This window comes from uncultured Campylobacter sp., from assembly GCF_937997405.1.
In the GTDB taxonomy this organism is placed as follows: Bacteria; Campylobacterota; Campylobacteria; order Campylobacterales; family Campylobacteraceae; genus Campylobacter_B.
Genome location: NZ_CALKTL010000093.1, coordinates 1 through 6,195, shown reverse-complemented (window position 1 = coordinate 6,195; position 6,195 = coordinate 1). Strand labels below are relative to the sequence as shown.

The 6,195-nt window shown below is 43.9% G+C and carries 9 protein-coding genes and 1 pseudogene; 9 read left to right on the top strand and 1 reads right to left on the bottom strand.

The features are described from left to right. Window positions 1-331: 331 nt before the first annotated feature. Window positions 332-1,663: a hypothetical protein gene (locus tag Q0372_RS05280; protein ID WP_298103430.1), complete on the bottom strand. Its 1,332-nt coding sequence runs from the start codon at window positions 1,661-1,663 to the stop codon at window positions 332-334. 280 nt (window positions 1,664-1,943) lie between these two features. Here Q0372_RS05280 and rpsJ point away from each other — a divergent pair, with 280 nt between their 5' ends. The 9 genes and pseudogenes from rpsJ to rplP all read left to right on the top strand — a co-directional run. After that, window positions 1,944-2,255 (top strand): 30S ribosomal protein S10, encoded by a 312-nt coding sequence (gene rpsJ, locus Q0372_RS05275; protein ID WP_005869011.1) that lies wholly within the window; start codon window positions 1,944-1,946, stop codon window positions 2,253-2,255. A gap of 11 nt (window positions 2,256-2,266) precedes the next feature. Further along, window positions 2,267-2,845: a 50S ribosomal protein L3 gene (rplC, locus tag Q0372_RS05270; protein ID WP_298083062.1), complete on the top strand. Its 579-nt coding sequence runs from the start codon at window positions 2,267-2,269 to the stop codon at window positions 2,843-2,845. Beyond that, window positions 2,842-3,456, top strand: coding sequence for a 50S ribosomal protein L4 (gene rplD, locus Q0372_RS05265; RefSeq protein ID WP_298103428.1), 615 nt, complete (start codon window positions 2,842-2,844; stop codon window positions 3,454-3,456). Before rplC ends, rplD begins: the two co-directional genes overlap by 4 nt. Window position 3,457: 1 nt before the next feature. Continuing rightward, window positions 3,458-3,739: a 50S ribosomal protein L23 gene (locus tag Q0372_RS05260; protein ID WP_298083063.1), complete on the top strand. Its 282-nt coding sequence runs from the start codon at window positions 3,458-3,460 to the stop codon at window positions 3,737-3,739. A gap of 1 nt (window position 3,740) precedes the next feature. After that, complete coding sequence (gene rplB, locus Q0372_RS05255) at window positions 3,741-4,571, top strand: 50S ribosomal protein L2 (protein ID WP_298103427.1); 831 nt, start codon at window positions 3,741-3,743, stop codon at window positions 4,569-4,571. A gap of 2 nt (window positions 4,572-4,573) precedes the next feature. Then, complete coding sequence (rpsS, locus tag Q0372_RS05250) at window positions 4,574-4,855, top strand: 30S ribosomal protein S19 (RefSeq protein WP_005869002.1); 282 nt, start codon at window positions 4,574-4,576, stop codon at window positions 4,853-4,855. A gap of 9 nt (window positions 4,856-4,864) precedes the next feature. Continuing rightward, a pseudogene (gene rplV / locus Q0372_RS05245) lies at window positions 4,865-5,176 on the top strand (50S ribosomal protein L22); the annotation flags it as partial. 21 nt (window positions 5,177-5,197) lie between these two features. After that, window positions 5,198-5,893, top strand: coding sequence for a 30S ribosomal protein S3 (gene rpsC / locus Q0372_RS05240; RefSeq protein WP_005868997.1), 696 nt, complete (start codon window positions 5,198-5,200; stop codon window positions 5,891-5,893). A 2-nt stretch (window positions 5,894-5,895) separates the two neighbouring features. Then, window positions 5,896-6,195 (top strand): 50S ribosomal protein L16 (gene rplP, locus Q0372_RS05235; protein ID WP_298103425.1); only part of this gene is annotated, 300 nt, incomplete at its 3' end.

The window sequence follows — 6,195 nt, the reverse complement described above, 5'->3', positions numbered from 1 at the left end:
AGCTGATGAAGTCCAAAAAATGATGGTTGCAGGTATCTATGCTGATAAGGCTGTTAAGGTTGGTTTTGACAATATCTCTCTTGATAAAACAGAGACAGATATCATCGCCCACTCGCAGCTGCGAATTCGTTTACGGGCCTCATAAACTCCGCATCGCTTTGCTTATTGCGACATAAAAGTCCCTTTTCGCCTTGCGATTCGACCAGTTTTAGCGTTTCATAAATGAGTTTGTATTTTAATTTGATCATCGGCTTTCCCTTGCGTAATTGATATGGGTTTGCCAAAATTATATCATAAAATTTGTATTTTTATGATATGAGATGTCAATAAATCAGAAGCTAAGCACGAACTCATGAAACGGCACGACATCGCAGCGGATACCCTCGATCTCGAGCCTGCCGGAGTTTGCCATAGAAACGACTTTTAAGCTCGTGATGCCGAGCCTCTTGAGCGCGCTTAAGATTTTGCGGAATTTTAAAAAGATGATGTCTGCGTCGCTGAATGGGATAACGAGAACCCCCATCTTTAGAGCAGGCAGGTAAAAATCCAGCTCTTTTGTGTAAGAAATCGGCGTATTTAGCCCCAAAAGCTCGCAGAACAGGACGTTGGCAAATTTTTTCGAGAAGTCCTTTTTGCTTGTTAAAATTTCGCGCATATTAAAATGCGAAAAATATAGTTTTTTTGCGCGCGCGGGCTCGCCAGCTTTGCTTAAAAATCTGATGAAATTTTCCTGCTCAAGTTTGGCGATAGTGCCGTATACGGCGTCTTTGGAGATCTTGATGCGCGGCTTTAGCGCGGTGTAAATTTTATTTACGCTAAACGCGGTGTGGACGAAGCTTAGGCACTCTTTGAGGATTAAAATTTCTGTGCGGCTAAAGTTTGCCGCAAGCAGCCTCTGCTCGAATTCTAAAATTTCGGCGGGGGTTATGAAGGGGTTTTTTGCGCCGCCGCCTTGGGCTAAAAACGCCGAAATCATCGAGTTTATCTCGTTGTGGCGCTTGTCGAAGGCGATAAATTCTTCAAATGAAAGCGGCAAAAGCTCAAGCCGCTCAAAGCCTGGCAAAACTAACTCTTTATCGCGAGTAGAAATTATAAAGCGCTTTAAATTTAGCCCCTCGGCGAAGCTTTGAAGCGATGAAATTTCAAAATCGGCGCTACTAAAATTATCCAAAAAAAGCGATGAAATTTGCTCGTTGGCAGCTAAAAATTCTTTGATCTCGCGGAAAAAATTTTCACTCCTGTTTTTTGCGCCGTCGGACCCCGCATTTTTTGCATTGTTTGAGCTGCCTGCGCTTGCGTTTTTTATATCTGTATTTTTTACGGCGGTGCGGTAAAATTCATCTACGCTGGGCATATCCACGTCTAGCGTAGCTTCTCTACTTATTTCATATTCATTTGCTTCGCCAATCTTTGTATCGCCTGCGCTATTTCTAGCTGCAAAAATTGCATCATTCGCTATCGCCTCTTCAAGGCGTAGATCGGCTAAATTTAGATACAAAATTTCATCTTTTTTAAGTTCTGAAATTTCATTTTTCAGCACGGCGCTTTTGCCGGAATTTAGCACTCCATAGATTATGGTTCTAGGCGAGCCGATACCTCTTTTGCGCGGGATAAAAGCCGTAAATTCCGGCGGATTTTCGTAAAAAAATTTCAGATCATTCATGGTGAGTATTTTAAAATTTTCCTTATTAAAAGGAAATAAAACTGAAAAATCCTATGAAATTTTTATATCTATTTTAAATTTATCTAAAAATTTTTGTATTGAAAATTTCCAGCACCCTAAAAATTTTCGAAATTCTATATATTTTTCCTTATTAAAAGGAAATATTTCCATAAAATTTAGCTATTTTCTTGACAAAGCCGGAGCGCTTTTATATAATGTGCGTCTTTTGTTTGAAACAAAGGGTCGCGCGTTGCGACAAGTTCTTTATTAAGGAAAAGTGATGCAAAAAATTAGGTTAAAACTCAAGGCTTATGACCATCGAGTTTTAGATCGCACAGTTTCGGCTATCGTTGAAGCCGTAAAAAGAACAGGTGCGGACGTCAGAGGTCCCGTGCCGATGCCTACGAAGATTAAACGCTACACCGTTTTAAGATCTCCGCACGTAAATAAAGACTCCAGAGAGCAGTTTGAGATGAAAATCCACGCTCGTATGCTAGACATCGTAGCGGCTACGCCAGATACGGTTGATTCGCTAACTAAGCTTGATTTGGCTCCGGAAGTCAACGTCGAAGTTCACGCGATGGGCAAATAAGGGGTAAAACAATGGAATATATCGTAGAAAAAATAGGTATGAGTAGGACGATCGACACGAGCAGCACGCCCGTGACGCTTTTACGACTTATCAATACCAAAATTTGCGAAGTTTGCGATGAGAAAAAAGCTATCGTAGCATACGCAGAGGGAAAAGCGTATAATAAAGCTATAGCCGGCATTCAAAAGAAATATAGTCTAAGCAAGGAATTTAATAAATTTGCGACTCTAAGCTTAGAAAATGCCGAGCTTGGCGATCAAAATTTAGATGTTTTGAGCCAAGCTAAGATCGTTAAAGTAAGTTTTAAATCCAAGGGCAAAGGCTATCAGGGAGTTATTAAGCGCCATGGCTTTGCAGGTGGTCCTGCAGCACACGGCAGCCGCTTTCACCGAAGACCGGGCTCGATCGGCAACTGCGAGTGGCCGGGTCGCGTTCAGCCTGGTATGAGGATGGCGGGACACACTGGAAACGAAAAAATTACTGCCAAAAATGAAGTCGTAAGCTTTGATACCGAGAATAAAATTTTAGTGCTTAAAGGCTCGGTTCCTGGATTTAACGGCGCAATGGGCAGAATAAGGATAGTAAAATGAGTAAAGTAAGTGTGCTTAACGAAAAACTGGAAAAAGCAAGCGAAATTGAAATTCCTGCGAAATTTTCGGAAGTCAATTCGCACAGTCTATATTTGTACGTCAAATCTTACCTTGCTTCGCTTCGCGCAAATACGGCTAACGCTAAAACTCGCGCCGAGGTTAGCGGCGGCGGTAAAAAGCCATGGCGACAAAAGGGCCGCGGCGGTGCACGTGCGGGCTCAACCAGAACCAATGTCTGGGTAGGCGGCGCGGTCGCATTCGGTCCGACTAACGAGCGAAATTACGAGCAGAAGGTCAATAAAAAGCAAAAACGCCTTGCGCTGGAATTTGCTATCAATGAGAAAGTAAACGAGGGTAAAATTTTTATCTTCGATGATTTGGAGCTAAAAAGCGGCAAAACTAAAGACGCGGCAAATTTTATTAAGAAACTAGGCGTTAGAGATGCGCTAATCGTTAAAAACGAGCTGGACGCGCAAACTCTTTTGGCCTATAGAAATCTTAAGAATTGCTATGTCATCGATGCAAGCGAGGTCAATGCTTACCTAATCGCAGTTTACGGCTCAGTCGTATTTGAAAAAGCGGCATTTGAATCAATAGTGAAAGAGGACTAAAATGGCAGATATAACAGATATCAAAACGATCCTTTATACGGAAAAGTCTCTCGGTCTTCAAGAAAACGGCGTGGTCGTTATCCAAACTAGCCCGTCGGTTACGAAAAACGGACTAAAGAGCGTTTTGAAGAACTATTTCGGGATCACTCCGCTAAAGATAAATTCTTTAAGACAGGACGGCAAAGTAAAAAGATTTAGAGGTAAAATGGGCGCTAGAAATGATATGAAGAAATTCTACGTCAAACTACCTGAGGGCGCAAGCCTAGAAAGCGTGGAGGCGTAAAATGGCGATTAAAACTTATAAACCGTATACTCCAAGTAGAAGATTTATGACCGGGCTTAGCAGTGAGGATATCACTGCAAAAGCTAGCGTTAGAGGCTTGCTCGTTAAAATTCCTGCCGCAGCCGGAAAGAACAATAACGGCCGCATTACTAGCCGCCATAAACAAGCTGGGGCCGCTAAACTTTATAGAATTGTCGATTTTAAGCGAAATAAATTCGGCGTTGCTGGCAAGGTTGAGGCAATCGAATACGATCCGAATCGCAACTGCCGTATCGCATTGATCTCATACGCAGACGGCGAGAAGCGCTACATTATCAAGCCTAACGATCTTAATGTGGGCGACGTAGTAGCCGCTGCCGAGGGTGGATTAGATATTAAACCCGGCAATGCTATGAAGATGAAAAACATCCCTGTAGGAACTATTCTGCATAATATCGAGTTAAAACCTGGCAAAGGTGCTCAAATGGCACGTAGCGCCGGAGGTTATGCTCAGCTTATGGGTAAAGAGGAAAAATATGTAATTCTACGTCTGCCTAGCGGTGAGATGAGAAGAGTACTTGCAGAGTGCATGGCCAGTATCGGCGTAGTGGGTAACGAAGAGTGGGCAAACGTCGTCATCGGCAAAGCCGGACGCAATCGCCATAGAGGTATCCGTCCTCAAACCAGAGGTTCTGCAATGAACCCGGTCGATCACCCACACGGCGGTGGCGAGGGTAAGAAAAACTCCGGCCGCCATCCGGTAACTCCGTGGGGCAAACCGACGAAGGGCTATAAAACTCGCCATAAAAAAGCGAGCGATAAGCTTATAATTTCAAGAAGGAAAGGAAAATAAAAATGGCTAGATCGCTAAAAAAAGGTCCTTTCGTAGATGATCACGTAATGAAAAAAGTCGTTGCGGCAAAGAAAGCCGGCGATAACAAACCGATCAAGACTTGGTCGAGACGAAGCACGATCGTGCCTGAGATGATCGGACTTACGTTTAACGTTCATAACGGAAAGAATTTTATCCCGGTTTACGTCACCGAGCATCATATCGGTTATAAATTAGGCGAGTTCGCTCCTACACGCACTTTCAAGGGCCACAAAGGCTCCGTGCAGAAAAAGATCGGCAAGTAAGGATAGAATATGAGTAAATCAACTATTAAATTTGTTCGCCTTTCGCCGACAAAAACAAGACTTATCGCAAAACAAATTCAAGGCATGAATGCGGAATTTGCCCTTGCTACTTTGGAATTTACGCCTAATCGCGGCGCTAAATATATCGCTACGGCGATTTCAAGTGCGGTCGCAAACGGCGGCTTTGAGCCTGAAGAGGTCGTAGTTACCAGCTGCCGAGTGGATGCGGGTCCCGTACTTAAGAGATTTCGTCCGCGCGCCAGAGGTACGGCTAGCCGTATCCGCAAGCCTACTTCGCACATTATCGTCGAAGTAGCAAAACCAAGTAAGAAGGAAGCGTAAATGGGACAGAAAGTAAATCCGATCGGTTTAAGATTAGGAATTAATCGAAATTGGGAGTCTAGATGGTTTCCTTCTAAAGCGACGCTTTCCGAGAGTATCGGCGAGGATTACAAGATCCGCAAATTTTTAAAAGCTAAGCTTTATTATGCGGGAATTAGCCAAATTTTGATCGAAAGAACGGCTAAGAAAATTCGCGTAACGATCGTAGCCGCAAGACCGGGTATTATCATCGGGAAAAAAGGCGGCGAGGTTGAAAATTTAAGAAGCGAAGTCGTTAAGCTAGTCAATAAAGACATAGCCATCAATATCAAAGAGGAGCGCAAAGTAGGCTCGAACGCACTTTTGGCTGCGGAAAACGTAGCTATGCAGCTAGAGCGCCGCGTTGCATTCCGCCGCGCTATGAAGAAAGTCATCCAAGGCGCTCAAAAAGCAGGCGCAAAGGGAATTAAAATTTGCGTCGCAGGTCGCTTAGGCGGCGCTGAGATGGCTAGAACCGAATGGTATTTGGAGGGACGCGTTCCGCTCCATACTCTAAGGGCTAGGATCGATTACGGCTTTGCCGAAGCACATACGACTTACGGTAATATCGGCATTAAGGTTTGGATCTTTAAGGGTGAAATTTTACAAAAAGGCATCCAGGCCGAAAAGACCGATGATGCGCCTAAAAAAACACGCAGACCAAGAAGAGGTAAATAGTTATGTTGATGCCAAAAAGAACAAAATACCGCAAGATGATGAAAGGTCGCAATCGCGGCTATGCGACGAGAGGGAATTCCTTGACGTTCGGCGATTTCGGTATCAAAGCGGTAGAGGCGGGTAGGGTAAATTCTCGCCAGATCGAAGCGGCTCGTGTCGCGATGACGCGCTTCGTGAATCGTCAAGCTAAAATTTGGATTAAGGTATTCCCAGACAAACCGCTTACCAAAAAACCTCTACAAACTCGTATGGGTAAGGGTAAGAGCGGCGTAGAAGAGTGGGTAATGAATATAAAACCGGGT

Excerpts from the sequence above, each read along its gene's own strand:
- rpsS (WP_005869002.1), top strand. The coding sequence starts at position 4,574 with ATGGCTAGATCGCTAAAAAAAGGTCCTTTCGTAGATGATCACGTAATG.
- Q0372_RS05280 (WP_298103430.1), bottom strand. The coding sequence starts at position 1,663 with ATGAATGATCTGAAATTTTTTTACGAAAATCCGCCGGAATTTACGGCT.
- rplB (WP_298103427.1), top strand. The coding sequence starts at position 3,741 with ATGGCGATTAAAACTTATAAACCGTATACTCCAAGTAGAAGATTTATG.
- rpsJ (WP_005869011.1), top strand. The coding sequence starts at position 1,944 with ATGCAAAAAATTAGGTTAAAACTCAAGGCTTATGACCATCGAGTTTTA.
- Q0372_RS05260 (WP_298083063.1), top strand. The coding sequence starts at position 3,458 with ATGGCAGATATAACAGATATCAAAACGATCCTTTATACGGAAAAGTCT.
- rplC (WP_298083062.1), top strand. The coding sequence starts at position 2,267 with ATGGAATATATCGTAGAAAAAATAGGTATGAGTAGGACGATCGACACG.
- rplD (WP_298103428.1), top strand. The coding sequence starts at position 2,842 with ATGAGTAAAGTAAGTGTGCTTAACGAAAAACTGGAAAAAGCAAGCGAA.
- rpsC (WP_005868997.1), top strand. The coding sequence starts at position 5,198 with ATGGGACAGAAAGTAAATCCGATCGGTTTAAGATTAGGAATTAATCGA.